The sequence below is a fragment of the Serratia sp. GW822-FHT06D09 genome (assembly GCF_058799515.1).
On record NZ_JBXALO010000001.1, the window covers coordinates 521,743 to 546,996 of the forward strand.

20 protein-coding genes are annotated in these 25,254 nt (G+C 56.2%); 9 read left to right on the top strand and 11 right to left on the bottom strand.

What is annotated here, in order from left to right; all coding sequences use genetic code 11:
• Window positions 1–11: 11 nt before the first annotated feature.
• On the top strand, window positions 12–1,460 hold the full coding sequence (locus tag AC1RKG_RS02420; RefSeq protein ID WP_493181908.1) for an FGGY-family carbohydrate kinase: 1,449 nt from the start codon (window positions 12–14) through the stop codon (window positions 1,458–1,460).
• Here the strand turns inward: AC1RKG_RS02420 and AC1RKG_RS02425 are convergent, their stop codons facing one another.
• Together AC1RKG_RS02425 and AC1RKG_RS02430 are read right to left on the bottom strand one after the other, a co-directional pair.
• Window positions 1,461–2,030: a glycerol-3-phosphate responsive antiterminator gene (locus tag AC1RKG_RS02425; RefSeq protein WP_122079378.1), complete on the bottom strand. Its 570-nt coding sequence runs from the start codon at window positions 2,028–2,030 to the stop codon at window positions 1,461–1,463. It abuts the gene before it with no gap.
• Between the two features lie 92 nt (window positions 2,031–2,122).
• Entirely contained in the window at window positions 2,123–3,040 is a 918-nt protein-coding gene (locus AC1RKG_RS02430; RefSeq protein WP_493181910.1) for a LysR substrate-binding domain-containing protein, read from the bottom strand.
• Between the two features lie 239 nt (window positions 3,041–3,279).
• Between AC1RKG_RS02430 and AC1RKG_RS02435 the strand changes: the two genes are divergently transcribed.
• The 4 genes from AC1RKG_RS02435 to AC1RKG_RS02450 are packed head-to-tail and all read left to right on the top strand — an operon-like array spanning window position 3,280 to window position 7,680.
• A complete protein-coding gene (locus AC1RKG_RS02435) occupies window positions 3,280–4,641 on the top strand; it encodes an MFS transporter (protein ID WP_493181912.1) in 1,362 nt (453 codons plus the stop codon).
• Window positions 4,642–4,671: 30 nt separating this feature from the next.
• A complete protein-coding gene (gene fae, locus AC1RKG_RS02440; RefSeq protein ID WP_174574254.1) occupies window positions 4,672–5,175 on the top strand; it encodes a formaldehyde-activating enzyme in 504 nt (167 codons plus the stop codon).
• Window positions 5,176–5,185: 10 nt separating this feature from the next.
• Window positions 5,186–6,232 carry an aldo/keto reductase gene (locus AC1RKG_RS02445; RefSeq protein ID WP_217331269.1) on the top strand — a complete coding sequence of 349 codons (1,047 nt, stop codon included), beginning with the start codon at window positions 5,186–5,188 and terminating at the stop codon, window positions 6,230–6,232.
• A complete protein-coding gene (locus tag AC1RKG_RS02450; protein WP_493181914.1) occupies window positions 6,229–7,680 on the top strand; it encodes an NAD-dependent succinate-semialdehyde dehydrogenase in 1,452 nt (483 codons plus the stop codon). Before AC1RKG_RS02445 ends, AC1RKG_RS02450 begins: the two co-directional genes overlap by 4 nt.
• On the opposite strand, the gene AC1RKG_RS02455 is transcribed toward AC1RKG_RS02450, so the two are convergent.
• The 3 genes from AC1RKG_RS02455 to AC1RKG_RS02465 all read right to left on the bottom strand — a co-directional run bounded on the left by AC1RKG_RS02455 (window position 7,652) and on the right by AC1RKG_RS02465 (window position 10,949).
• Window positions 7,652–8,617, bottom strand: coding sequence for a bifunctional helix-turn-helix transcriptional regulator/GNAT family N-acetyltransferase (locus AC1RKG_RS02455; protein ID WP_493181915.1), 966 nt, complete (start codon window positions 8,615–8,617; stop codon window positions 7,652–7,654). The genes AC1RKG_RS02450 and AC1RKG_RS02455 overlap by 29 nt on opposite strands.
• Window positions 8,618–8,729: 112 nt before the next feature.
• Complete coding sequence (locus AC1RKG_RS02460; protein ID WP_020826941.1) at window positions 8,730–9,359, bottom strand: helix-turn-helix transcriptional regulator; 630 nt, start codon at window positions 9,357–9,359, stop codon at window positions 8,730–8,732.
• A 132-nt stretch (window positions 9,360–9,491) separates the two neighbouring features.
• Entirely contained in the window at window positions 9,492–10,949 is a 1,458-nt protein-coding gene (locus AC1RKG_RS02465) for an amino acid permease (RefSeq protein ID WP_493181917.1), read from the bottom strand.
• A gap of 615 nt (window positions 10,950–11,564) precedes the next feature.
• Here AC1RKG_RS02465 and AC1RKG_RS02470 point away from each other — a divergent pair.
• On the top strand, window positions 11,565–12,839 hold the full coding sequence (locus AC1RKG_RS02470; protein ID WP_020826943.1) for a Glu/Leu/Phe/Val family dehydrogenase: 1,275 nt from the start codon (window positions 11,565–11,567) through the stop codon (window positions 12,837–12,839).
• A 56-nt stretch (window positions 12,840–12,895) separates the two neighbouring features.
• On the opposite strand, the gene AC1RKG_RS02475 is transcribed toward AC1RKG_RS02470, so the two are convergent.
• Window positions 12,896–14,434, bottom strand: coding sequence for a long-chain-fatty-acid--CoA ligase (locus AC1RKG_RS02475; protein WP_493181918.1), 1,539 nt, complete (start codon window positions 14,432–14,434; stop codon window positions 12,896–12,898).
• Between the two features lie 196 nt (window positions 14,435–14,630).
• Here AC1RKG_RS02475 and AC1RKG_RS02480 point away from each other — a divergent pair, with 196 nt between their 5' ends.
• Window positions 14,631–15,200: a DJ-1/PfpI family protein gene (locus AC1RKG_RS02480; protein WP_020826945.1), complete on the top strand. Its 570-nt coding sequence runs from the start codon at window positions 14,631–14,633 to the stop codon at window positions 15,198–15,200.
• 90 nt (window positions 15,201–15,290) lie between these two features.
• Here the strand turns inward: AC1RKG_RS02480 and AC1RKG_RS02485 are convergent, their stop codons facing one another.
• The 5 genes from AC1RKG_RS02485 to AC1RKG_RS02505 all read right to left on the bottom strand — a co-directional run bounded on the left by AC1RKG_RS02485 (window position 15,291) and on the right by AC1RKG_RS02505 (window position 23,270).
• On the bottom strand, window positions 15,291–15,668 hold the full coding sequence (locus tag AC1RKG_RS02485; RefSeq protein ID WP_020826946.1) for a DUF1493 family protein: 378 nt from the start codon (window positions 15,666–15,668) through the stop codon (window positions 15,291–15,293).
• 182 nt (window positions 15,669–15,850) lie between these two features.
• On the bottom strand, window positions 15,851–17,305 hold the full coding sequence (locus AC1RKG_RS02490) for an efflux transporter outer membrane subunit (RefSeq protein ID WP_115058794.1): 1,455 nt from the start codon (window positions 17,303–17,305) through the stop codon (window positions 15,851–15,853).
• 1 nt (window position 17,306) lies between these two features.
• On the bottom strand, window positions 17,307–20,459 hold the full coding sequence (locus AC1RKG_RS02495) for an efflux RND transporter permease subunit (protein WP_493181919.1): 3,153 nt from the start codon (window positions 20,457–20,459) through the stop codon (window positions 17,307–17,309).
• Between the two features lie 2 nt (window positions 20,460–20,461).
• Window positions 20,462–21,604: an efflux RND transporter periplasmic adaptor subunit gene (locus AC1RKG_RS02500; protein ID WP_493181921.1), complete on the bottom strand. Its 1,143-nt coding sequence runs from the start codon at window positions 21,602–21,604 to the stop codon at window positions 20,462–20,464.
• A 151-nt stretch (window positions 21,605–21,755) separates the two neighbouring features.
• Window positions 21,756–23,270 (bottom strand): MDR family MFS transporter, encoded by a 1,515-nt coding sequence (locus AC1RKG_RS02505; protein ID WP_479637107.1) that lies wholly within the window; start codon window positions 23,268–23,270, stop codon window positions 21,756–21,758.
• 82 nt (window positions 23,271–23,352) lie between these two features.
• Here AC1RKG_RS02505 and AC1RKG_RS02510 point away from each other — a divergent pair, with 82 nt between their 5' ends.
• Both AC1RKG_RS02510 and AC1RKG_RS02515 read left to right on the top strand, forming a co-directional pair.
• Window positions 23,353–24,018 (top strand): TetR/AcrR family transcriptional regulator, encoded by a 666-nt coding sequence (locus AC1RKG_RS02510; RefSeq protein WP_244995222.1) that lies wholly within the window; start codon window positions 23,353–23,355, stop codon window positions 24,016–24,018.
• Window positions 24,019–24,170: 152 nt separating this feature from the next.
• On the top strand, window positions 24,171–25,220 hold the full coding sequence (locus AC1RKG_RS02515; RefSeq protein WP_020826952.1) for a type II asparaginase: 1,050 nt from the start codon (window positions 24,171–24,173) through the stop codon (window positions 25,218–25,220).
• Window positions 25,221–25,254 lie beyond the last annotated feature (34 nt).

The following is a 25,254-nucleotide window of genomic DNA, read 5'->3' on the forward strand; positions in this document are numbered from 1 at the left end:
GGAGCGAACGCATGAAGAAGCGGTATTTGATGGGGGTGGACGTTGGCACCCAAAGCGCAAAAGTGGTGATTTTTGATTTGGACGGCAACGTCATTTGCCAAGGGAAACAGCAACTGCGCAAGCTGGAGATCCCCGCGCCGCTGTTGGCGGAGCATCCGGATGATGACCTCTGGGACGCCCTAAAGGTGGCGTTTCGCCGCGTCATGCAGCGTTTTGCTGAATACGGTGGTCAGCAGCAGGACATCCTGTCGATGGGGATTTGCATTGTTCGCTGCTGCCGTGCGCTGCTAAAAGAAAACGGTGAGCTGGCCTACCCGGTGATCAACTGGATGGATAAGCGCCTCAACAAGCCCTATGAGTATATAGATGCCTACCGGGAGGTGCGCTATATCACTACCACCTCGGGATATATTACCCATAGGCTGACCGGCGAGTTCAAAGACACCTGCGCCAATTACATCGGTTGGTGGCCGATGGACAATGATCGCTTGGACTGGAGCACGGATCCGGCGGTCTGGCAAAGCTGCAATCTGACGCGCGATCGGGTACTGGACGTGGTGAAGCCGGGGGAAATCCTCGGTTATCTCAGCGAACGCGCGGCGAAGCAAATCGGTTTGCCTGCAGGTCTCCCAGTGGTCGCAACCGCGCACGATAAAGCGGTAGAGGCTCTGGGGGCCGGTTCGCTGGACGAAGGTGTCGCGCTTATCTCCCTGGGCACCTATATCGGCGCCATGGTGCACGGCCATGCCAACGTGAAAAACGCACGTCATTTCTGGCCGTTCCAGGCATCGATCCCCGGCCGTTATTTGTATGAATGCATGGGCGTGCGTCGCGGTATGTGGACCATAAGCTGGTTTCGCGACCAATTTGGCGCGGCTGCGTTGTCTGCGGCCCATGACGCAGGGGTTAGCATCGAGGAACTGTTGAACCACGAGGCCGAACGGGTGCCGTCGGGCTGCGAAGGTTTGATCACCGTGCATGACTGGGCACCGCCATCAGAAGCCGAATACCGCAAAGGCGCGATGATTGGCTTCGATGGCCGTCATACTCGGGCGCACATCTACCGCTCTATTCTGGAGGGTATCGCCTTCACCATGAAAAACCATATGGATAAAATGGCGCAGGAACTGAATACGCCCTTCCGCAGCCTGATCATCTCCGGCGGCGGCGCCAACAGCGATTTGTTTATGCAAATTTTCGCCGACGTGTTCGGTATCCCGACGCGTCGGAACCTGATGAGCGGCTCTGCCGCGGTGGGATGCGCCATCAATGCCGGCATGGCGATTGGTGCATTCGACAGCTATCAACAGGCCACCGAAAGGCTGGTGAAAATCGGCGACGGCTTTACGCCGGACAACCGTAATCACCTTTTTTATCAGCAACTCAATGAGCGGGTTTACCAACAGGTTAACGCACACCTCGATCCATTATTGCGTGCGCTCAGCCCTCTGGTGGATTAGCTATAACGCCAACTTCCACACGTCATGGTTGGTGGTGGAGACGGCAATCGCTCCGGCTTTTAACGCCGTCTGGGCGTCGTCTTCATCACACACCAGGCCCCCGGCGATGATCGGCAAATCGATTTTATCCGCCACCCAACCCAACACTTTCGGCATGCAGCCCGGCAGGATTTCGATGCAGTCCGGCGTGGACTGCGCCACCTGCTTGTCGACGTTATTAAAAGAGATGGAATCGAGGATAAACAGCCGGTGAATGGCATAGAACCCCTGCTGACGTGCGGCTTTGACCATTGAGGTTTTAGTACTGATGATGCCGTCGGCGGCGGTCACGATCTTCAGAAAGTTAATCACGATTTCTTTGTTGGAACTTCCCTCCAACAAATCGACGTGTACAAAGGCGTATTTTCCGGCCTCTTTAATCTGCTGCACGATGCGTCCGATGTTGCAGATATTGCCGTAGAGCACCGAAATAATCCGACAGTCTGACTTCACCGCCGCCTGCAGGCTTTCATTATCTTTTACGGCGGCAATCACCGGATGCAGTTTTAACAACTCAACAATTGAAGACACGTTATTCCCCTGGTAGGCCCGCAGCAAGAACGGCGGGCAATGCTCATTAACAACAAGGTAACACACCCCTACACCGGTATCTCCACGTCCGCTCACACCGCTGCGATCATGCCCGGCAACGGTTCAGGATACCCTGACCGCTGCCGGATTTCCTGCTGTAGCCAATCGTGAAAATACCCCACCCGGGGCATATCGCGCTTGCCTGCGGGAATTTCCAGCCAGTATCCGTTGCGGCTTTTCAACTCAACCGGCGACAGCAGCACCAGCAGGCCGCTTTGCAATTCATTGCGGATCATCATCCGATCCAACACGGCGTAACCTGCTCCGGTAATGCAGGCATTAATCACCTGGTCTTGCGTACTGAACTCCAGCCCGCTTTGCTGGCCGTCAATGGGCTGTCCCGCCGTCGCCAGCCAACAGGGCCAGTTATCCAGGCGAATATCGCCATTCAGGATGTGCAACTGAGGCTGGGTATGCAACGGCGGGAAGCCGCCATCGACCATCAGTAAAGGGCTGCCTACCAACACCAGTCGTTCATGGCATAACCATTCGCCCCGGGCGGCGCAGTCATCCGGATCGCCAAAGCGGATGGCGCAGTCGAAATCGCAATATTTTTGCCGGGTTTCACTGATCAGGGCGATCTGCAACTGGCTGTTACGGCTGCGCAACGCTACCAATCTGGGAGCCAGCCAACGGGTGGCGAAAGTCGGTGCTACCTGCAGGCGCAGGTGCTGTAACGGATTGTGCAGTTGTACATGCTGGATCCCCTCTTCAAGGATATCCAGCGACTGCCGCACTCTTGGCAGCAACGATATCGCGTCCTGCGTCAACGCCAGGCCACTGTGGCTACGGATAAACAGCAGCTTGCCCAGGAAGGCTTCAAGCTGCTTGATCTGTCGGCTGGCGGCGCTTTGAGTAATAAATAACGCCTCTGCCGCTTTGCTGAAACTCAGCGTTCGGCAGGTTTCCTCGAATACGCGCAACATACTGAGTGAAGGAAGTTTTCTCACGATACGCGAAGCCTCTGTGCATAAAACAACATGTTAACTATATGTTGCTAATTTGCAGTGATTCGCCAGTGTGCATCCCGTTTATTTCCATAAAACCAGAAGCCGATCACATGCGTTTTCCACCTGAGGGTATGACTAAAACGCACTCGCCGAAGCGCGGGTCTGCTGCCACATTGTTTACGCATTCAAAACATAAAACCAACAATAACCCCACACCACTCCAACTGGAGGACAGGGCAATGCAACATCTGACATCACAACAAATACGTATGGATGACGTACCGTTAAACCGATTCCATCTCAAAATCGCCGGGCTGACTTTCGGCGCCCACTTCACCGACGGCTATGTACTGGGCGTCATAGGTTTCGCCCTGGCGCAAATCAAACCGCAAATGGGGATCTCCGCCTTTTGGGAAGGCATGTTGGGCAGTTCAGCGCTGATCGGCCTGTTTATCGGCAGTTTGCTGCTCGGCTGGGTGGCCGACTACATCGGCCGGCAAAAAATATTCTGCTTTAGCTTTGTGGTGATCACCCTGGCCTCGGCGCTGCAATTTTTCGCCACCACGCCGGAACAACTCTTCTTGCTGCGGGTGCTGGTCGGCGTCGGATTAGGCGGCGACTTCTCCGTGGGCCACACCATGCTGGCCGAATTTTCTCCCCGTAAACACCGTGGCGTACTGCTGGGATCTTTCAGCGTGATTTGGACTTTTGGCTACGTAGCCGCCGGGTTTGCCGGTCACTTCCTGACGGCGATGGGACCGGATGCCTGGCGTTGGCTGCTCTCTTCTTCCGCCGTGCCGGCCGTCATCATCCTGCTCATGCGGATAGGCACGCCGGAATCTCCCCGCTGGCTGATGGGAAAAGGGCGTCACGAACAGGCCATGGCCATCGTACACCGCTATTTTGGCCCTAACGTCATGCTGGTCGATGAGGCCCCCACCCTCAGTAAACAGCGTTTTTTGTCGCTGTTCGGCCCGGTATATCGTCGGCGCACCGCGTTCAACAGCCTGTTTTTCGTCTGTCTGGTGATCCCATACTTCGCGATTTATACCTTCTTGCCGTCCATTCTGCAGGTCATGGGCCTGGATCAAAATTTTGCCACCGACTTGTTGCTCAACGGTCTGCTGATCGTCGGTGCACTACTCGGCATTTTGCTGACGATGTTCTGTTCCCGACGTGGCTTCCTGATCGGTTCCTTTGTGTTCCTCGCGGCGTGCTTAGTGTTGCTTAGCCTGATCCCCGTCAGCCAGTCGGCGTGGCTGATCGCACTGTTTGCGGCTTTCACGCTGGTGATGTCGGCGGTCAGCAACCTGGTCGGCGTTTTTCCCGCGGAAAGTTTCCCTACGGAAGTCCGCTCAATGGGCGTTGGGTTCGCCACGTCAATGAGCCGCCTGGGTTCTGCCATCGGCACCGGTCTGTTGCCACTGGCGATTGTCCACTACGGCATGCCCGCCACCACCGGCATTCTGGCCGTGATCTTGATTATCGGCGCGCTGGTCTCCATCGCCTGGGCGCCAGAAACCAAAGGATTAACCCTGGTGGACGCCAGCCAGGATCCGGCGCAGCGCGCAGACAATGCGTTGGCCGCGTCGATTAAATAACACCATCTGACTGAAAACAGGAGCAATGACGTGGAAATGTATATCGGTGAAGGGTTTGAGGGTAACGGCGTAAACGCCTCGCACATCAATATTTTGATCGGCCCGCGTCATGGCGCGGTAGGTCAGGCGTTCGCATCCAGTCTGGCCTCCCCCAGCCAGGGGCACTGCCCCTTTATGGTGGTGGTGAAGCCCAATGTGCCGACCAAGCCTATGACGCTGTACGTCAACAAGGCCGAAATCAGCGGCGAACTGCATGGCAATGCCACCTGGGGCGCCTCCCAGGCGGCCATTGCCAAAGCGGTAGCTGAAGCCCTGCTGGAGGGGATCTTGCCGCCAGAGGCCGAAGACCAGTGGTGCATCGTGACCGCCAACTGGGTGAATCCGGCCTGTGATGATCTCGACGAGGTGTATCGGAATAACTATCGCGCCTGTAGCCAGGCGATCCATGCGGCGATGAATCAGTTGCCCAATCGCAGCCAGCTCGCCCAGGCTCTGCCGCAGCTGGCGAATCCCTTTTATACCCCGCGTGCCTGAGGAGAACGCCATGGATTACATCAATCTTGGTCAGTGCGGACTGAAAGTTTCCCGCTTGTGTCTCGGCACCATGAACATGGGCAGCAAACAGTGGAAACCCTGGATTTTTGACGAACAGCAAAGCGAGCCGCTGATACGCCACGCGCTCGAATGCGGGATCAACTTCATTGATCTGGCGGATTTTTACTCCAGCGGCGCAGGCGAGGAAGTGGTTGGCCGCATCATTGCGCGCGTGGCTCAGCGCGACGAGCTGGTGTTGACCACCAAGGTCGGTTACCCGCTTGGCGGCGGCACCAATAATCAGGGGCATTCCCGCAAGCACATCATGACCAGTATTGACGCCAGCCTGCGTCGCCTGGGCACCGATTATGTCGATATTTACATGCTGCACTACTTTGACGTGAACACCCCCATCGAAGAAACCTGGTCGGCGATGAACGATATCGTCCGTTCAGGCAAAGCGCGGTATGTCGGCGTCTCAACCATGTATGCCTGGCAATTGGCGAAAATCCTGTGGATGTGCGAGCGGCAGGGTTTCGTCAAACCCATCAACATGCAATTGCAGCTCAACTGCGCCTACCGCGAAGAAGAGCGCGAGATGATCCCCTTGTGCCGCGATCAAGGTTTGGGCATTTCGGTGTTCAGCCCGCTGGCGCGCGGTTTGCTCAGTTGCGATTTCAACTCGGTGCGAAACCAAACGGATTTCTTCACTCAGGAGATGTATGCCGATGCGGCTTCGCGCAATGTCGCACACTCGGTCAGCCAGGTGGCGACGCTGCGCGGTCTTCCGCCGGCGCAAATTGCTCAGGCCTGGGTGCTGGGTCACCCGGGAGTGGACTGCATGCTGGTCGGCGCCGACACGGTGCAACAGATAAACAGCGCTGTCAGTGCCTTATCAACCCCGCTTAGCGAAGATGAACGTTATGAGCTGGAACGCCACTACACCCCCTGCGATGTGATTAACGATTACACCGCAGGCAAACGCATTGCACGTGAGAGCCGCCCAACCCGCGGCCTGTTTACCCTGGACAATACCGACACAAGGAACATTGCATGACCTCCTATTCCTCCCTGTTACGCAACGGCTGGTATTGCGACGGCCAATGGCGCAGCGCACCACGGCGCTATCCCGTAAACAACCCCGCCAGCGGCGAAACGCTGGCCGAGATCGCCTTTGCGGGTGCCGCAGAAACCGAAGCGGCAATTGCGGCAGCCTCAGCCGCGCTACCCGCCTGGCGCGCCTTGCCGGCAAAAGCGCGATCGCAGATCCTGCAGCGCTGGTTTCAACTGATCGTGGCGCATCAGGCCCCGTTGGCGGAACTGATGGTGGCAGAACAAGGCAAGGTATTGAGCGAAGCCCTGGGGGAAGTGGTCTATGCCGCCAGCTTTATTGAATGGTTTGCCGAGCAGGCCAAGCGCGCCTGCGGTCACACCATTCCTGCCACCCAAGCCGGCAACCAAATCCTGACCTTCAAACAGCCGGTTGGCGTCATTGCCGCCATCACGCCGTGGAATTTCCCATTGGCAATGCTGACGCGCAAGCTCGGCCCTGCGCTGGCGGCCGGGTGTACCGCCGTGATCAAACCGGCCAATGAGACCCCGCTTTCCGCCTTTGCGCTGATCGTGCTGGCGGAACAGGCTGGCGTTCCCCCCGGAGTGATTAACGCCGTCTCCGGCGACACCCCGGCGATTGGCACCTCACTGATGGCCAGTTCACAGGTGCGCAAGGTCTCCTTTACCGGCTCGACCCCAGTGGGGAAACTGCTGATGCGTCAGGCGGCGGATACGGTGAAAAAACTGTCGCTGGAACTGGGGGGGAACGCCCCTTTTATCGTGTTTGACGATGCCGACCTGACTGCGGCAGTGGCGGGTGCGATGGCGGCTAAATTCCGCAACAGTGGCCAAACCTGCGTGTGCGTGAACCGCTTCTATATTCAGGAAGGCGTTTACGATCGTTTTATCCAGTTATTGACCGAGGCCACCCGGGCGTTGAAAGTGGCCCCCGGCATGACGCCCGGAGCCCAGCAAGGGCCGTTAATCCATCTGAAAGCGGTAGAAAAAGTGGAGGCTCACCTGCAGGATGCGTTAAGCCAGGGGGCGCGGCTGATGTGCGGGGGGGAGCGCCATCCGCTCGGAGGAACCTTCTTCCAACCCACGGTATTGGCCGACGCTAATGAACAGATGCGGTTGGCGCATGAAGAAACTTTCGGGCCGCTGGCAGCCTGCTTCCGTTTCCATACCGAAGAGGAAGTGATTCGCCGGGCTAACGACACGCCTTTCGGATTGGCCGCCTACCTCTACACTCGCGATCTGGCGCGTGCATTCCGTGTCACGCGCCAGTTGGAAAGCGGTATGGTGGGCATCAATGAGGGCATTATCTCGACTGAAGTGGCGCCCTTTGGCGGCGTCAAAGAGTCTGGCCTGGGCCGTGAGGGTGCGGATGTGGGGCTCGAGGAGTATCTTGAGACCCAGTATGTCAATTTGGGGCAACTGGGCGGCGAATAAATAGCTGTTCGGTCATCAATTGCCCCCACTGTGTGCCCGGCTGCTCTTCTGCAAGCACGAAACCGACGCTTTCATAAAGATGCCGGGCCGCATCCAGCCCTTTGAAGGTCCACAGATGGGTTTCGTCAAAGGCATGCTCATCGCAAAAACTGACCGCCCGGTTCAGCAACTGGCGGCCAATACCGCTGCCACGCAGGCTGTCATCGATAATAAATGCGCGCAAGTGAGCACGGTTGTCTCCCAAGCTTTCACCATCAATCGATACAGAGCCGACAATGCGATCGCCCTTCAGCGCGGACCAGGTCTGGTTTAATGGATTCGACAAACGCCCGGCCAGATCGGCCAATGCCGCGCCCACCGTAGCTTCGAAGAAGGCGCCGAAACCCACGGTGCGGGAATAGTATTGCATGTGCATTTCCAGCGTTCTGGCGGTGAACCCCGGCAGATAGCCGCTGACAATCTCGATGGGCGCTGCAGCAACCGGCGTTTCTCCCAGGCGATGTGCTCGCAACGCTGTGGCATAGCTCTGCAGTCCATTGGCGATGCTGACGCTGGCGTCTGCCGGTAACTGCTCCAGCGCGGTAAGCACCTGACGATCGGCAAAACGATTGATGCCCGCCAGGGTTTCTCGTCCTTGCGCCGTCAGCCGCAGGATCTTCTCTCTGGCATCTCGCGGGCTGGCCTGCGTTTCCAGCTCCCCGGCTTTGATCAGCTTGTTCAACATGCGGCTGACGCTGGATTTCTCCAGGTTAAGTACGTTGCAAAGCTCCGCGGCGGTATCAACCTGGCGATCGCCTATTTCAATCAACGCATGCACCGCCGATGGCGGCAGTTCGGTTCCTGCCAGGGTATTGCCCATAAAGCCGAGCTCACGCACCAAATGGCGCGACGCATCCCTGATCGGGTGTAAATACGGACTTGGTTGTGTGGTTGACATGATCGGCACTCTGATATGGTTGTATTGTGCAACCATATCAGAGTTATTCAGCAGTGCAAAGGGGCATGAGTCTTACAGGACAGCGGCCCGACATCAGGCACGCTCAGGTTTTTTAGGCGCTCTCGCCCTTTTTTAACTCTTTCAGGTATTTGTAAACCGTGGCGCGGCCGAGGGATAACACGTTGGCGATATAGTCGGCGGCGCTTTTGGCTTTAAACGCCCCTTCGTTATACAGGTCAATCACCAACTGCTTTTTCTGTTCACGGCTCAATGAACCCAATGAAGCGTTTTGCTGGCGGATCCACTCGTGCAGGAAGGTATTGATCTTCTCCTGCCAGTCGTCTTTGAATAACTGCTGTGGCTGAGGCTGCAAACGGGTGACCGACAGGAACATATCCAGCGCATTTCTGGCGTCTTCAAATGTCGCGGTGCTCAAATTAATGCACAGCAGGTAGCGGGGAACGCCCTGTTCGTCTTTCGCGGCAATGCTCACCGAACGCATTTTCTTGCCGTCCCAGTTGAGTTTCTCGTACGGCCCGGTCACCTGACCTTCGCTGTCGATGTCAAAATCCTCCAAACCGGCATCGTCACCCGGTTTGCGTTTCGACAGATTATTGGCGAGGTACGCCACCTTATTGGTAGAGAGATCGTGTATCACCACTTCCACATTGGGAAAAAACAGCGCTGCAATGCCGTCGGCAACCGACTGCAATAATTCTAACTGGGACGTGGTTTTCAGCACTCTGCTGTTACTCCATAGCGATAAGGCATGATGATATTGGCCAGTTTTCATCATTGGGTCAGCCGCTTAGCATACCTCAGTTGCCCCGCAATGCCGAGCGGGAGAACGGCTAACCGCCCTCCCGAGACTGGCTTATTCCGCCTCGCGATGGCTTTGGTAAAACACATAGCCTTCCTGAGACACGCTGTCTTTGATTCTAAAGCGCCAAACGATCGCCAGGGTGATAAACCACAGCGGCATGCTGCACAACGCTATCAGGGTATCGCGATCAAAGATCATCAGCACCAGCGTGAAGGCAAAGAATGCCAATGTCAGCCAGGTCATTATCACCCCACCCGGCATTTTGAACAGCGAACGTGCATGCAGGTCGGGCCGCTGTTTGCGGTAAACCAGATAGGCCGCCAGGATCATGCCCCAGCTGTAAACCACCAGTATCGCCGCCACGGTAGACACGATAGTAAATAGCGTCATGACGTTCGGCATCAGGATCAGCAACATCGTCCCCACTACCATGCAAAAGCACGAGAACATCAGGCTGCGGATCGGAATGGCGGTAGTGCGCGAAAGTATCTTGAACTGCCCATGGGCATGCTTCTCCATCGACAAGCCATACAGCATACGGGTACTGGAATAGACGCCACTGTTGGCTGAGGACATCGCCGAAGTCAGCGCCACAAAGTTGATGACCGCAGCGGCAGCGGGCAATCCCGCCTGATCGAACAGCATCACAAACGGGCTGCTGTCCGGTGAAATATGGCTCCATGAGGTTACGGCGATGATCGCCAGCATGGAAAACACATAAAAGATGATGATCCGCACCGGGATAACGTTAATCGCCTTCGGCAGTACCTTGTATGGATCCTTGGTTTCAGCCGACATGGTGCCCAACAGCTCAATACCGGTGCAGGAAAAGATGGCGATCTGGAAGCCGGCAAAGAAACCAAGAATGCCGTGCGGCATGAAAATAGCAGGATCGGTGATGTTGTTCACCGAGGCTTTAACCCCGTCCGGCGAAGTCCAGCCAATAAACACCATCCAGGCCCCGGTGACGATCAGCGCGATAATGGCGATCACCTTGATGATGGCAAACCAAAACTCCGCTTCGCCAAACATCTTCACCGACAGCATATTGAACAGGCACAACAGCCCTAAGGTCAGTAAAGCCGGTAGCCAGGGCGAAACCTCGGGGTACCAGTACTGTATGTAGCCGCCGCAGACCACCACGTCGGCAATGCACGTCACCACCCAGCTCAGCCAATAGGACCACCCCAGAAAGAAGCTGGCTTTCGGCCCCAGGTATTCGGAAACGAAATCGGCAAACGAGCGGTAGTCGAGCTTGGTCAGCAACAGCTCCCCCATCGCTCGCATCACCATAAACATAAAGAAGCCGACAATCACATAGGTCAACACAATAGAGGTGCCGGAAAGCGCGATGGTTTTGCCCGATCCCATAAATAAGCCAGTCCCAATGGCGCCGCCGATGGAAATCAGTTGAATATGGCGCTCGCTGAGTCCGCGTTGCAATGTTTGGGCGCAGTCGTGCCCCTCGGTTGAAGAAGCCTTCAACCGATGTTGCTTACTTTTTGTCATGGTGTTACCTGTCCGTCATTAAGGCGATTAAGCAGCGGACAGCCGCTGCTGCAGGAGTGAAACGCATTGCGCGTTGTACCGGCAAAAAAATTCAGGCAAAACGATACCGCCCCCTTGTTAAAGGGAAGTTAAAAAATGTACGCATCAGAAAACGGCTGTTCGAGCTGCGCGCTAGCCCACATTTAGCATGCGAAGCATGAGCGTGGAGGGTGATTCATTTATTATCAGTCGGTTATGATTATTTTTGTTCAAGAATAAAACGCTGACAACGTCGATTTAACATGAATTTAACTCTGGCGTCAGGAAACGGCATTGTCAACACGACACTTAAATAAAATGAAACTTTTTGATCACATTCAAGCTTCTGAAAAATAGATAAAAACGGGTTTTATGCATTTTTTATGCATAAACCATGAGTAGCTCCCGCAACCACCGTACAAAAGTAATTAACTATTCATTTTTACGCCGTCAAACCGGCTTGAAAGCGGCCTGTGGCCCGATGAGTGGGGGCTAACAAGCCGCGTTTTTAATGGTAAATTTAGCGTCGCAAAAGTGTTATGCACTTAGTAATCCACGGTTAAACAAAATAAATACCTATATATAAAAAGGTTGGTTATGGAAAAGCTATCCTACGCTTCAGAAAGCAGCACAACGGCCTGGGCCACCTATCTGCAACAAATCGACCGCGTTGCACCTTATCTCGGTGAGCTGTCGCGTTGGGTTGATACCCTGCGTCACCCTAAGCGTGCGCTGATCGTTGATATTCCTCTGCAGATGGACGACGGTTCAATCCGCCACTTCGAAGGTTTCCGCGTTCAGCACAACCTGTCGCGCGGCCCGGGTAAAGGCGGCATCCGTTACCACCCAGATGTTGATCTCGATGAGGTTATGGCGCTGTCAGCCTGGATGACCATCAAATGTGCGGCAGTCAACCTGCCTTACGGTGGCGCCAAGGGGGGGATCCGCGTCGATCCTTTCAAACTGTCTGAAGGCGAGCTGGAAAGATTGACCCGCCGCTACACCAGCGAAATCGGCTTTATCATCGGGCCACAGAAAGATATTCCCGCACCGGACGTCGGCACCAACTCCAAAGTGATGGCCTGGATGATGGATACCTATTCCATGAATCACGGCACTACCATCACCGGCGTCGTCACCGGCAAGCCTATCCACCTGGGCGGCTCTCTGGGCCGTGAAAAAGCGACCGGCCGTGGCGTGTTCGTGACCGGTTGTGAAGTGGCCAAACGTTTGGGCGTACAGCTCGAAGGTGCCAAAGTGGCGGTACAGGGCTTTGGTAACGTGGGCAGCGAAGCGGCTCGTCTGTTCGTCGGCATCGGCGCACGCGTAGTCGTGATCCAGGACCACTCAGCGACCCTGTCCAACCCAGACGGCATCGACCTGAACGCATTGACCGAATGGCAAGCCAAGAACAAGCAGATCGCTGGCTTCCCTGGCGCTAAAGAAATCGAAAGCGAAGCTTTCTGGTCCGTCGACATGGACATCCTGATCCCAGCCGCCCTGGAAGGTCAGATCACCCGTCAACGTGCAGAAATCCTCAGCGCCAAGCTGGTACTGGAAGGGGCAAACGGCCCAACCTACCCAGATGCGGACGACGTTCTGCGTTCACGCAACATCACCGTAGTGCCTGACGTTATCTGTAACGCCGGCGGCGTGACCGTCAGTTACTTCGAGTGGGTGCAGGACATGGCCAGCTACTTCTGGAGCGAAAGCGAAATCAACGAGCGTATGGACAAGATCATGACCGACGCTATGGTTCACGTTTGGAACAAATCCGAAGAGAAGAAATGCAGCCTGCGCACCGCGGCCTACATCGTCGCCTGTGAGCGTATCCTGACCGCACGTAAAGAGCGTGGCATTTACCCAGGTTAATGCGTTATCCATCCCGGCTTGCACTGCAGGCCGGGATCATTTCAAAATATCCCCTTCTAACGCAGCAACCTTTTCAACACCTTTCCGGTGCTGGTCATCGGTAACCGCTCGACAAACTCCACGATACGCGGGTATTTAAACGCCGCCAGTTGCTCTTTGGTCCAGGTAATCAAGGCTTCTTCCGTTACCGCCTCGTCCAGATCTTTCAACACCACCACCGCTTTAATTTCCTCTCCCAGTGATGGATGCGGCACCCCGATCACCGCCACCAACGAAACCGCAGGGTGGCGAATCATCAGTTCCTCCACTTCACGCGGATAAACGTTAAAGCCGCCCCGGATAATCACGTCTTTCGACCTGTCGACGATAAAATAAAAGCCATCGGCGTCACGCCGTGCCAGATCGCCGGTTCTAAACCAGCCGTTTTCCAGAACCTCTGCCGTGGCTTCCGGGCGATTAAGATAACCTTTCATCACATTGTGACCGCGCACCGCTAACTCACCGACCTGATCGATCTCCGTTATCGTTTTGCCGGTGACATCAACCAGCCGGACTTCAACGCCCCAGATCGATTGGCCGATAGACCCCACTTTGTTGACGCGTCCTGGATGATTGAAGGTAGCGACCGGGCTGGTTTCCGACAGCCCGTATCCCTCCAGAATGTTAACGCCGAAACGACGGGCAAAATCTTCAATGATTTGCACCGGCAAACTGGCCCCGCCGGAGACCGCCATGCGTAAATTTTTGCGCAACATCGCCAGATCTACGCTGTCGTCCAGCGCGTTCAGCAGTGCCCAATACATGGTAGGTACGCCGGCGAAAAAAGTGATGGTGTGCTTTTGCATCAGCGAGATAGCCAGCTTTGCATCAAAACGGGGCATCAGCACTAGCGTTGCTCCCAAGGCGAAGCCGGCATTCATCTGGACGGTTGAGCCGAAAGTATGGAACAGCGGCAGCGTTACCAAATGGCGATCGGGGCGTTCAACCGAGCTATTGAATAATTGCGCCGAAACCAGCGCATTCAGTACCAGGTTGGAATGGGTCAACTCCGCCCCTTTGGCACGGCCGGTGGTTCCGCTGGTGTAGAGGATCACTGCGGTGTCGGACTCCAGGGTGCTGGCGCTGTCAAAATCGGTAGGTTGCTGGCGAATGGCCTGGCTGAAGCGGTCACCGCTCAGCGGCAGGCTGTCACCGATAATAATAAAGTCGCGGCACGATTGCGTGGCATCGAACGCGATTTTTGCCTCTTCCCCCAAGGTTAATCCATAGCCCCCTTCAAAACAAAAGAAGGCCACCGCCTGCGAATCCTGCAGGTAGTATTCAAACTCCCCCGCCTTCAGCAAGATATTCAACGGCACCACCACCGCACCCGCTTTGAGAATGCCGAAGTAAATCGCCGGAAACTCCCAACGGTTTGGGCAGGCCAACGCCACCCTCTCCCCCGGTTTTACGCCCCGAATCCTCAGCAGATGGGCAACCTGATTGGCGAGCTGATCGAGTTCGCCATAGCTAAGCTGGAATTCGTCCTGAACCAGCGCCAGACGATTGGGGAAAGTACGCGCACTCTCTTCAAGCAATGTGGACAAATTAAGCATATGGGGGTCTCATGAGCAGAAACCGGGAAGCCCGGTGAGTCGATAATTGAGATACTGCGCCACCTCATTGAGGTTGATCTCCCTGAACCGCCTCCGGCGGTAAAATCAGTATAGATGCACCTACGCCAGAAGCAGGTTCGCGTTTCACACACCGGTAGGCTATATGTTAGGGATTATTCCTCCCGGAGAGCCCCGTATGAGCAAGAAAAAGATCCTGATGCTGGTTGGTGATTACGCTGAAGATTATGAAACCATGGTGCCCTTTCAGGCATTGCAGATGATTGGCCATCAGGTGGATGCCGTCTGCCCGGACAAGGCCAAGGGGGATTACATCATGACGGCAATCCATGATTTCGACGGCGCGCAGACCTACAGTGAAAAACCTGGCCACCGTTTCACCCTGAATGCCGACTTTGCCGCGGCAAAAGAAGAAGACTACGACGCGCTGTTGATCCCCGGCGGCAGAGCGCCCGAGTATCTGCGCCTGAACCCGCAGGTGATCAAGCTGGTGCAGGCTTTTGACGCCGCACGCAAACCCATCGCCGCGGTGTGTCACGGCCCGCAGCTGTTGGCCGCCGCCGGGGTGTTGAAAGGCAGAACCTGCAGCGCCTATCCGGCCTGCGCCCCGGAAGTGCAGCTGGCCGGTGGCCACTTTGCGGATATCGGTATCGATCAGGCCCATGTTGACGGCAATCTGGTGACCGCCCCTGCCTGGCCGGCGCATCCGCAATGGCTGGCGAAATTTGCCGAGTTACTGGCACAATAACTCCGTTAAAAGGCCCACAATTTCTTTGCGGGCCTGAAACTGCATTCGGCGCGATGAGTTAACTCATCCAATATTGGGAATATCGCGATATCATTTTAATTGTTCAATCAGAAAGTGGATGTCGTAAAGCCAGCGTTTGGCCCGTGCGGATCGCACCAGCATATAAACATACAATGGCCGGATCCTTTCCATTTCAAGATCCCAGTGATTCGCGCGACGATTTGATGAGGAGAACAATAACGCCGACTTTGACTCCTGACGAAAATACAGCTCATGATTGTAATTGCTGCTGTCGATGAGAAAGGCGTCGAAATAGCCACGCATCAGCGTTTCAGACATTGGCAAGGACAGGTGCAGCTCTTTGTTTATTTCCGTATTGAGAGTAACGGCAACCCCCTTTTTAAGCAGGCTGGGCGAATTATAGCGATCAATCACTGAAATGACCTGTTGCTGAATATCACTTTCCATTTCAACCTCAATATATTTGGCCGCGGGGATGATGCGATATTATTCAGACCCTGCTGATTGTGGCGAGTTCTCCATCGTCTGGTCATTTTCCCTTTCTTTACACTTCCACCACAGAATGAATATAAAAAAACGCAGCGCGCTATCATCACACTGCGTTATTTAATTATTGCCTGGGCTAAATCTTATTGGGTTAAAGATCTATTGTTGGCAACCACGCCATCGCCCTGCTTTTCTGCCGCGATGCCCCCACCCAGCACTTTATACAGAGTAATCAGGTTCTGATATTCGGTTTGGCGAGCAGCAATCAGCGACTGCTGGGCGGTATATAGCGTTCGCTGCGCGTCCAACATCACCAGATAGGTATCCACGCCATGGCGGTAGCGCAGCTCCGCCAGGCGATAATATTCCTGCGAGGCCGCCACATAGCCGGTTTGCGCCGCTAACTGTTCCTGAATTGTGCCCCTGCGTGCCAACGCATCGGCCGTTTCCTGGAATGCCGTCTGCACCGCTTTTTCATAGGTGGCGACGTAGAGGTCTTTCTGCGCCTTGGTGTAATTCAACTGCGCCGTATTATAGCCACCGGTAAAGATCGGCAGGCTGATGCTCGGTGCGAACGACCAAACGCCCGCCCCCTGACTAAACAGGGATGACAGTTCTCCACTGCCCACCCCGCCGCTGGCGGTCAGGCTGATAGACGGGAAGAACGCCGCTCTGGCGGAACCGATATTGGCATTGGCAGCCTTCAGATTATGCTCGGCCTCCAGCACGTCCGGACGGTTCAGCAGCACCTGCGACGACACATTGGCCGGTATATCTTTCATGATGCCAGACAACGCTTCGATCCCATCAGGCAACAGGCTCTCCGGCACGCTTTGCCCGACCACCAGATCCAGCGCATTTTTCGCCTGCGCCGCGCTGGTGGTGTAGCTGGCCACGTCCGAACGCGCCTGCTGATAGACCGTCTCGGCCGACGCCACGTCAACCATCGACAAAATACCGTTTTGCTGATTCTTGCGCGTTACCGCCAACGACTGTTTGGCACTTTCCATGGTGCCTTTGGCGGCGGCCAGATTGCTGCGTGCGGCCGCCACATTTACCCAGTCGGTCACGGTGTCGGCAATCAGCGCCAAACGGGTACTTTTCGCCGCTTCGGACTCCGCCAAATAGCTCTCGAATTTAGCGCGAGTCAGGCTGCGATTTTTGCCAAACAGATCCAGCTCGAAAGAACTGGTGCTTGCCGTCGCTTCGTAACTTTGGCTGATCGCCGTGGCATTGCCATTACCGGTCAATGCCCGGCCACGACTGCCGTCCACTCCGGCATTGATGGTAGGAAACAGATCGGCACGTTGCTCACCGTAGAGCGCCCGGGCAGATTCGATGTTGGCAATGGCCTCGCGTAAATCGCGACTGCTGCTCAGCCCCATCTCCACCACCTGCCGTAACCGGCTATCGACCACATAGTCACGCCATGGGATGTCCGGATAGCTTAATGACAATTTACCCGAGGGCGCAGTATAAGCTGCTCCTTGCGGCAGCGTTGAGGGCACCGGCGCCTGCGGGCGTTGATAATCCGGATCGAGCGAGATACACCCCGCCAGCACCAGCGGAAAGGTCAAAGTGATTAAACGTTGCAGCACGTTATTCTCCTGCCTGCGGCACAGTGTTTTCTGTTGGTTTGGCGGAGGTTGTTTTGCGTGAAAACATCCGGCGTACCAATACGTAGAACAAAGGAACGAAGAAGATTGCCAGTAATGTCGCCGTAATGGTGCCGCCGATGATCCCGGTACCTATGGCGATCCGGCTGTTGGCCCCGGCGCCGCTGGAAACCGCCAAGGGCAATACGCCGGCGCTGAATGCCAGAGAGGTCATCAGAATAGGACGCAGGCGCATACGGGAAGCCTCAACGGCGGCGGCGATCAAGGCTTCGCCGCGCTGGTAATTTTCTTCGGCGAATTCAACGATCAGAATGGCGTTCTTGGCCGACAGGCCGATGATGGTTAATAGCGCCACCTGGAAATAAATGTCGTTTTCCAGCCCGCGCAGCGTGATGGCCAACAGGGATCCCACCACGCCCATCGGCACCACCATCATCACGGCAAACGGGATTGACCAGCTCTCATACAGCGCCGCCAGGCACAGGAACACCACTACCAACGAAATGGCATACAACGATGCCGCCTGTCCGCTGGTCAGGCGTTCCTGATATGACAACCCGCTCCAGGAGAAGCTGCTGGCGGAAGAGAACTGTGATGCCAGTTTTTCCATCTCGTCCATTGCCGTGCCTGAACTGGTACCGGGCGCGCCCTCGCCGGTGATTTCAAACGAGGACAGTCCGTTATAACGCGACAGGTTTTCCGGCCCGTAAATCCAATGTGAAGAGGCAAAGGCAGAGAACGGCGTCATGCTGGTCGTGCTGCTGGAGGTGCCGCGAACAAACCACTTATCGAGATCCTCCGGCTTTGACCGATACTCGACGTCACCCTGCATATAGACCTTTTTCACCCGGTTGCGGTCGATAAAGTCGTTGATGTAGGTGCTGCCGAACGCGCTGGTGAGCGTGCTGCTGACGTCGCCGGCGCTCAGGCCCAACGCCTGCAGTTTGTCGTTGTCGATGTCTACCTGCAGCTGTGGCGTATCCGGCAGGGTGTTGGCGCGCACCGCGCTCAGACTCGGGTTTTTCCCGGCGGCGGCGATGATCTGGTCACGCATCACTTGCAACTCCGCACGGGTGGTAGCCCCTTTAGCCTGCAGTTCGAAGGTGAAACCGTCGGACTGGCCGAAACCGTCGATCGCCGGTGGGCTCATCGAGAACACCTGGGCATCGCGGATAGTGGCAAAGTGCGCCATTGCTCGTTTGGCAATGGCATCGGCGGTGTTGGCACTGCCGGGCCGCTGGCTCCAGTCCTTGAGACTGACGAAGGCCATACCGGCGTTTTGCCCGCTGCCGCTGAAACCAAAACCATTGATGGTGAAAATGGTGCTGACGTTGGCCTTCTCGTCGGTGAGGAAGTAATCTTTTACCGCGTCGCTGACCGCCGATGTCCTGGCATCGGTCGCGCCGGCAGGCAAGGTGTATTGCACCATCACCACGCCCTGATCTTCATTGGGCAAGAAGCCGGTCGGCAGCCGCATATACATCACGGCGGCGGCAATCAGCAACAGACCATACAGCAGCAGATAGCGCATTGGGCTGTGTATCACCCGGGCGACCTTATCGGCGTATTTCTCCTGCAGACGGTTATAGCCACGGTTAAATTTACCCAGCAGGCCCTTATCGGTCAGATCGTCATGAGCTGGTTTGAGCAAAGTGGCACACAATGCCGGTGCCAGCGTCAGCGCCAGGATCACCGACAGCACCATCGACGCCACGATGGTAACGGAGAACTGACGGTAGATAACCCCGGTGGAGCCGCCAAAGAACGCCATCGGCAGGAACACCGCCGACAGCACCATGGCGATACCGACCAGAGCCCCGGTGATCTCCTTCATCGATTTTTCCGTCGCCTCACGCGGCGGCAGCTTCTCTTCCCGCATCACGCGCTCGACGTTTTCCACCACCACAATGGCGTCATCCACTAATAGGCCGATCGCCAGCACCATGCCAAACAGCGTCAGGGTATTGATCGAATAGCCGAAGGCGGCGAGCACGCCAAAGGTGCCCAACAGTACCACCGGCACGGTAATGGTCGGGATCAGCGTAGTACGCAGGTTTTGCAGGAACACAAACATCACGATCACTACCAACACCACCGCCTCTATCAGCGTTTTCACCACCTCTTCGATCGAGATATTAATAAAATCGGTGCTGTCTTTCGGGTAGGCCACCTTGTAACCGTTCGGCATTGAAGTCTGATATTCCGCCACTTTGGCTTTGACCAGCTTGGCGGTGTTGAGCGCATTGGCACCGGCGGCCAGCTTGACCGCAATCCCGGAGGCTGGATGGCCATTCAACCGGGCGCTAGAAGAGTAATCCTCGTTGCCCAACTCTACCCGCGCAACGTCGCCCAGGCGCACCAGTGCGCCGCTGCTGTCACTCTTGAGAATGATGTTGCGGAACTGCTCCGGCGTTTGCAGGCGCGACTGCGCTTTTACCGTGGCGGTCAGCTGCTGATCGGCACCGGACGGTAAATCGCCGACCTTACCAGCGGAAACCTGGGTATTTTGCGCTTCTATCGCCGTTGATACGTCGGAAGGCATCAGTGAAAAGGACGCCAGCTTGGTCGGGTCAAGCCAGATGCGCATGGCGTATTCCGATCCGAATACCTGCACATCGCCAACCCCTTCGATGCGCGACAGCGGATCCTGAATGTTGCTCACCAGATAGTCGGAAATGTCCGCCATGCTGGCCTTGTCGGTTTCGTCATACAGACCGACGATCAGCAAGAAGCTGCTCTGAGATTTTTTGACCGTAACCCCTTGCGCGGTGACCTCGGTAGGCAAGCGACTTTCCGCCTGCTGCACCTTGTTTTGCACCTGCACCTGCGCGATATCCGGATCGGTGCCCTGGTCGAAGGTGACATTAATGCTCACAGAACCGTCGGAGCTGCTGGTGGCTGAAAAGTAAAGCAGCCCGTCCAGCCCGGTAAGCTGCTGTTCGATGACCTGAGTAACGCTGTTTTCCAGCGTCTCGGCATCGGCACCCGGATAGGTGGCGGAGATGGAAATCTGCGGTGGGGAGACGTCCGGATATTGCGAAATGGGCAGCGAGTTGATCGACATCAGCCCACACAGCATGATGATGATCGCAATCACCCAGGCGAAAACCGGTCGCCGAATAAAGAACTGCGCCATGGTTACTGCTCCCCGCCGTTAGCCGTCGGTTGTTTCACATCAACCGCTTTGACCTCAACGCCCGCAGCCACCTTATTGGTGCCTTCAACGATCAGACGGTCACCGGCATTCAGGCCCTTGCTGACCAGCCAGTTGCTGCCGATAACCTGTTCGGTAATGATCGTGCGTTGCTCCACTTTGTTTTGCGCGTTAACAACCAGCGCCGTGGCTTCGCCCTTGGCGTTACGGGTGATCCCCTGCTGAGGCGCCAAAATCCCCTTGGGGTTGACGCCGTTGTCTACCGTGGCGTGAACATACATGCCGGGCAGCAATTCGTGCTCGGGATTAGGGAACACCGCACGCAAGGTGACGGAGCCGGTCGACTCGTCTACCGCCACTTCCGTCAGCTCCAGTTTACCGGGGTGGGTATATGGCGTGCCGTCCTCGAGTTTGATGGCTACCGGCGTGACATCGTCACGTTGCAGCGATGCCTGCTGTTTACGCAGTTTGAGCAATTGACTGCTGGACTGAGTGAGATCGACATAAATCGGATCGAGCGCGCGAATGGTCGCCAGGGCGTCGGTCTGACTGGCGGTCACCAAAGCACCCGGCGTAACGGAGGAAATGCCGATACGGCCGGAGATAGGCGCGCGCACCTGAGTGTACGCGAGATTGATTTTGGCCGACTCCAAAGAGGCCTGATACTGTGCGACGGCGGCAACCGCCTCCAGATAGGTCGCCATGGCATCATCCGCATCCTGTTTGGAAACGCCATTATCTTTTACCAGTGCGGCGTAACGCTGCGCCTTCAGGCGGCTGGACTTCACGGTGGCCTCAGCGCTTTTCAACTGAGCGGCAGCCTGATCGTAGCTGGCCTGATAGGTTGCGGGGTCGATCTGATACAGCACCTGTCCGGCCTTGACCTCGGCACCTTCGGTAAACAGGCGTTTTTTGATAATGCCGTCCACCTGAGGACGAACGTCCGAGGTCATGGTGGCGTTCACGCGGCCGGTCAAATCGCTGCTCAGCGTTACCGGTTGAGCCTGCAGCGTCGCGACACCCACTTCTTGCACGCTACCGGCGCCGGCGGGTGCTCCACCGCTCTGGCCATCACAAGCGGCCAGCAATAACGACAGGCTGACAAGTAAAACCTTTTTCCTTTGCATCGACTATCTATCCTATTGAGAACGTTTATTCTCAATATATAGAAAGCGCCGTTTTTAGTCTGACAGGGTTGCGTAAGGATTGCGTAAAATTGCATCGCAGAGCATGAGGAGAACCGGTGCGCGCCTGCTTTACGCACCGGTTTTGGCGGTTTTACTTATGGCGAAGCGGCACGTCTTTCAGCAACCAGGTCAATGCAAAGGCCAGCGCCATGACCCCGGCGGCAATCTGATACACCGAGTGAATGGCCCCGCCAAAGGCTTGCAAATAGTCGTTCTGCAATGTCAACGGCAGATGGTGCACCGCCGCCGCGCCCAAGGAACGCGGTAACGCCGTCCCTTCAGGCAGCAAGCTGGCCAACCGACTGTGCAGCACATTGGTAAAAATCGCGCCAAACACGGCTACCCCGATGGATCCGCCGATAGAGCGAAACAGCGTAGCGCTCGAAGTGGCAACGCCCATGTGTTTTGGCTCGACGCTGTTTTGCGCCGCCAGGATCATCACCTGCATCACCATACCCAATCCCAACCCCAGCAGGCTGATGTAGAGATACAGCAGATGTACCGGCGTCGAGTTTTTCAGCGTCCCCAGCAGAATCATGCCTACCAGGGCACAGCTGGTGCCTATAATCGGGAAAATACGGTATTTGCCGCGCTTGCTGATTAACCGACCGCTAACGATGGAGCTGATCATGATCCCGCCCATCAGCGGCAGCAGCTGCATCCCGGCCTGGGTCGGCGTGGAATTCTTCACCACCTGCAAATACAGCGGCAGGAAAGTCACCGAACCAAACAGCGACATACCGACGATAAAGCCGACCAAGGCGCACAGCAAAAAGGTCCTGTTGCGGAATAAGTCGAGCGGAATGATAGGCTCGCTCGCCAGGCGTTCTTCGTAGATAAAACCGCCTAATGACACCAAACCAAAGGCCAAAATGCACCACAGCTGCCCGTCAGACCAGGCCATGACCGTACCGCCCTGACTGGTAAACAGAATAATGCAGGTCAGCGCGGCAGCCAGATAGCTGGCCCCCAGGAAATCGATTTCATGCTTGACCCGATTGACCCGGGATTGGAACACCGCGCCAATCACCAACAGCGCGAAAATCCCCAGCGGCAGGTTGATATAGAAAATCCAGCGCCATGAGAAATGCTGCACCAGCACCCCACCAATCAACGGGCCCACCACCGTCGCCAGGCCGAATACGCCGCCAAACAGGCCCTGATAGCGTCCGCGTTCGGCCGGCGGGATCACATCGCCCACCACCGCCATGGTGACGACCAGCAAACCGCCACCGCCCAACCCCTGCAGGGCACGCATCAGGATAAGCTGGGTCATGTTTTGCGCCAATCCGCACAGCACCGAGCCGAGCAGGAAGACCACAATGGCAATCTGCAGCACGATTTTACGGCCGAACAGATCGCCGAACTTGCCATACAGCGGCACCACTATCGTCGATGCCAGCAAATAGGCGGTGACTACCCACGACAGATTTTCCAGGCCACCGAACTCGCCAACGATGGTCGGTAATGCCGTAGAGACAATGGTTTGATCGAGCGCCGCCAGCAACATGACCAGCAGCAATGCGGAGAACAACAGCCGGATCGAGGGCGCCTGCCCAGACGCCCTGCCGCTGTCTTCGCTGCCTGCCAGATGACCGATCCCCATTTAGATGAGCTCACTTGTAATTAATTAATCGAGTAATTAATATATGAGTGATTCTTTTCTCCGGTCAATGGATCTCACCGCGATGACAGCACAAAACGTTCAAGCCCCGCGCCGCCCTGGTCGGCCGAGCGGCGGCACCAAGGGCACAGAAAAACGCGAGCACCTGCTGGACACGGCGCTTAATTTGTTTGCCCGCCAAGGCATTGCCGATACTTCGCTCAATGCCATTGCCCGTGAAGCCGGCGTCACCCCCGCTATGCTCCACTACTATTTTCACAACCGCGAACAGCTGCTGGACGTGCTGATCGAAGAGCGTTTCCTGCCGGTACGGCTGGCCGCCGGCAGCGTTTTCGACGCCAATGCGGACGATCCTATTGCCGCTTTCACCCAACTGGCCCAAAGGTTTATCGATATCTCTACCGCGCATCCCTGGTTCGCCCCGCTGTGGTTGCGAGAAGTGATGAGTGATAACGGCGTACTGAAGCAACGGATGGATGAGCGTTTTGGTGATGCGCAGCGCAAAGCGGCCCTGAAGTCGATTATGCGCTGGCAGGCAGAAGGCAAGCTGAGTGCCGATCTGGAACCCTCTTTGCTGTTTATCACCCTGTTTGGCATGACGCTGCTGCCGCTGGCCACCGCGCCGAAATGGCACCGTGACAACAACAGCAGCCACGGCCCGCAGAGCGCTGAAGTCATCGCGCGGCACGCCATTGCATTATTAAGCTACGGGCTGGGACCGCAGCGCTAGAACGAGATCCATTTTGGTGCGACTCGCTCCTCCAACGAGCGTCATTTCGCATCGGTATGGCCCCTTGTCCTCTGCTACCGCTAACTGTCTAACTGGCACCCTTTTTGCTTTGGCTACTCCTGCTAATTTGGCTTGTTAATCAGGGGTAGCTTATGTTTCAAACAATTAGAGTGGCATTGATCTGCTTCACCTTCAGCTTTGCCGGCGTGGCAAGCGCCGCCGGGGACTTACCGCACATCGTGATTTTAGCCACCGGCGGCACCATCGCAGGCTCTGCGGCCAGTAATACACAAACCACTGGTTATAAGGCTGGGGCACTGGGAGTGGAAACGCTGATTGCAGCGGTGCCGGAAATGCAGAAAGTCGCCCGCGTAGACGGCGAACAGATTGCCAATATCGGCAGCGAAAACATGACCAGCGATATCCTGCTCAAGCTGTCCAAGCGGGTCAATGAGCTGCTTTCACGCAGTGATGTGGATGGCGTGGTGATCACGCACGGAACCGATACGCTGGACGAATCGCCGTACTTTCTTAATCTGACGGTCAAGAGCAACAAACCGGTGGTATTTACCGCCGCGATGCGCCCTGCCACGGCCATCAGCGCCGACGGCCCAATGAACCTGCTGGATGCGGTCACCGTTGCCGCCGACAAGCAGTCCGTGGGGCGTGGCGTTATGGTCGTTCTGAACGATCGCATCGGCTCGGCCCGTTTCAGCACCAAAACCAACGCCACCACGCTGGACACCTTCAAAGCCCCGGAGGAAGGCTATCTGGGCGTAATTGTCGGTGGCAAGCCCTACTTTGAAACCCGAGTCGACAAGATCCACACCACTCGCTCGGTATTTGACGTACGTGATGTCAAGGTGCTGCCAAAAGTCGACATTATTTATGGTTATCAGGACGACCCTGAATACATGTACGATGCGGCCATTCAGCATAAAGTGGATGGCATTGTTTACGCTGGCACCGGTGCCGGCTCGGTCTCAGTGCGCAGCTCTGCCGGGATCAAAAAAGCGGAGAAAGCCGGTGTGCTGGTGGTTCGCGCCAGCCGCACCGGCAGCGGTATTGTCCCCGAGGACAGCGGGCAACCTGGCCTGGTGTCCGATTCGCTCAACCCGGCCAAGGCGCGTATTCTGCTGATGCTGTCGCTGACCAAAACCCATAATCCTCGCGTCATTCAGGATTACTTCCACACGTATTGACCCGCGTTCTCTCGACAGGGCCAAGGCTGGCCCT

Coding starts and splice junctions, on each gene's coding strand:
- AC1RKG_RS02420 (WP_493181908.1), top strand. CDS start 12: ATGAAGAAGCGGTATTTGATGGGGGTGGACGTTGGCACCCAAAGCGCA.
- AC1RKG_RS02435 (WP_493181912.1), top strand. CDS start 3,280: ATGCAACATCTGACATCACAACAAATACGTATGGATGACGTACCGTTA.
- AC1RKG_RS02445 (WP_217331269.1), top strand. CDS start 5,186: ATGGATTACATCAATCTTGGTCAGTGCGGACTGAAAGTTTCCCGCTTG.
- AC1RKG_RS02450 (WP_493181914.1), top strand. CDS start 6,229: ATGACCTCCTATTCCTCCCTGTTACGCAACGGCTGGTATTGCGACGGC.
- AC1RKG_RS02455 (WP_493181915.1), bottom strand. CDS start 8,617: ATGTCAACCACACAACCAAGTCCGTATTTACACCCGATCAGGGATGCG.
- AC1RKG_RS02465 (WP_493181917.1), bottom strand. CDS start 10,949: ATGACAAAAAGTAAGCAACATCGGTTGAAGGCTTCTTCAACCGAGGGG.
- AC1RKG_RS02470 (WP_020826943.1), top strand. CDS start 11,565: ATGGAAAAGCTATCCTACGCTTCAGAAAGCAGCACAACGGCCTGGGCC.
- AC1RKG_RS02475 (WP_493181918.1), bottom strand. CDS start 14,434: ATGCTTAATTTGTCCACATTGCTTGAAGAGAGTGCGCGTACTTTCCCC.
- AC1RKG_RS02480 (WP_020826945.1), top strand. CDS start 14,631: ATGAGCAAGAAAAAGATCCTGATGCTGGTTGGTGATTACGCTGAAGAT.
- AC1RKG_RS02485 (WP_020826946.1), bottom strand. CDS start 15,668: ATGGAAAGTGATATTCAGCAACAGGTCATTTCAGTGATTGATCGCTAT.
- AC1RKG_RS02495 (WP_493181919.1), bottom strand. CDS start 20,459: ATGGCGCAGTTCTTTATTCGGCGACCGGTTTTCGCCTGGGTGATTGCG.
- AC1RKG_RS02500 (WP_493181921.1), bottom strand. CDS start 21,604: ATGCAAAGGAAAAAGGTTTTACTTGTCAGCCTGTCGTTATTGCTGGCC.
- AC1RKG_RS02505 (WP_479637107.1), bottom strand. CDS start 23,270: ATGGGGATCGGTCATCTGGCAGGCAGCGAAGACAGCGGCAGGGCGTCT.
- AC1RKG_RS02510 (WP_244995222.1), top strand. CDS start 23,353: ATGACAGCACAAAACGTTCAAGCCCCGCGCCGCCCTGGTCGGCCGAGC.
- AC1RKG_RS02515 (WP_020826952.1), top strand. CDS start 24,171: ATGTTTCAAACAATTAGAGTGGCATTGATCTGCTTCACCTTCAGCTTT.